This window comes from Microcoleus sp. BM001215392, from assembly GCF_036700185.1.
In the GTDB taxonomy this organism is placed as follows: Bacteria; Cyanobacteriota; Cyanobacteriia; order Cyanobacteriales; family Microcoleaceae; genus Microcoleus.
In genome coordinates this window covers 1-1,276 of record NZ_JAUBOJ010000730.1, presented here as the reverse complement: position 1 = coordinate 1,276, position 1,276 = coordinate 1, and the positions used below count along the sequence as shown (strand labels likewise).

Genomic DNA, 1,276 nt, shown 5'->3' with positions numbered 1-1,276 from the left:
CCTCTTTGAGAGGACTTTCGCTATGAGACAGGGAATTAATTCCCTGTCGGACTGTGCAATGAATCTTAATTTGATACCTACGATCGCTGCCGTATCCTTACCCGGATCTGCGAATTTCACGAAATACTCTAAACAGGTTTCACCCCAACTAATAAAGCAAGCTCCCGCCATTTCCAATAACAGTCTACCTCACCAAAACCAATGTCTCTAAACCAGCTTAGTTGTGTTTCCACATCCAGCAATTTATTAGACGGATCGTCTGGCGTATCGCTAATACCCAGCGCCTCTCGAAATTTCTGATGTAAAGCGGGAGTTGAGGACGCTACGTGCTCCAAATTGCAAAAAATGCCTCCGGGTTCCAAAAGCTCGAAAATCTCGGCGTAAAGCGAACGTTTGCGATCGTCCTCTACGTGATGGATGGCAAAACTAGAAACGATCGCATCAAACTTGCCCAAATCCGGCAGAGGTGCGTCAAAATTGTGTTCAATTACCGTGACAGTGTTGTCATCAGCAAAACGAATGCGGGCTTTTTCCAGCATAGTTGGCGAAAAGTCGATCGCCACAGATGCAACATTCGGGCGATCGCACTTAAGCAAACCCAACAACCGCCCATCACCCGTACCCACATCCAGAATCCGCTTGACATCTTTCGGCACCTCCTCCAACAAAACCGCCTCACCTTCCGTGCGGTGAGGAATACCATCAGCCTTAGCCAGATACCACAAAGCGTGTTCCGCCGAACTCCAAAGATTAACTTGACTCATAAACAGTTGACAGTTGACAGTTGACAGTTGACAGTTGACAGATGAGTGCGAGGTTTTTAAGACGGGGATTTAAACCTCTCCATAAAAACAATCCGCCCGCACCTGAAGGGGGCTAATAACCCTTGATATTTAGTAAATCTCGCCATTTTTATGCGTAAAAATCCAACCATTATCGCTAGCTTTAGCAATTAAATCATCATCTGGGTAATTAGCCGAATCATCAGGAGTGCGATCGCCAATTTCCAGATAAACAACATCAGAATTCGATCGGTTGACCAAATGATGCCCATCAGCATCACCCGCCCGAAAACCCGCCGCCATACCCGATTTTAGCACTTGCTCTCCCGAATTGGCAACTAAACAAACTTCCCCTTCCAGAACATAGATAAACTCATCTTGACGAGAGTGCCAATGTCGAAGAGCAGAACAACTTCCCGGCGCCAGCCGCACCAAATTAACCCCAAAATTCTGCAAACCCGCAGCATTCCCCAAACGTTTTTTAACCCTTCCGG

General features: G+C 46.8%; 2 protein-coding genes. Both read right to left on the bottom strand.

What is annotated here, in order from left to right; all coding sequences use genetic code 11:
- Positions 1-128: 128 nt before the first annotated feature.
- On the bottom strand, positions 129-764 hold the full coding sequence (locus QT974_RS34500) for a class I SAM-dependent methyltransferase (protein ID WP_333472840.1): 636 nt from the start codon (positions 762-764) through the stop codon (positions 129-131).
- A gap of 129 nt (positions 765-893) precedes the next feature.
- Positions 894-1,276: cupin domain-containing protein (locus QT974_RS34495; RefSeq protein WP_333472839.1), on the bottom strand; the 383-nt coding region annotated here is incomplete at its 5' end.

Bases quoted from the DNA above. Each gene is read 5' to 3' on its own strand.
- QT974_RS34500 (WP_333472840.1), bottom strand. From the start codon at position 764: ATGAGTCAAGTTAATCTTTGGAGTTCGGCGGAACACGCTTTGTGGTAT.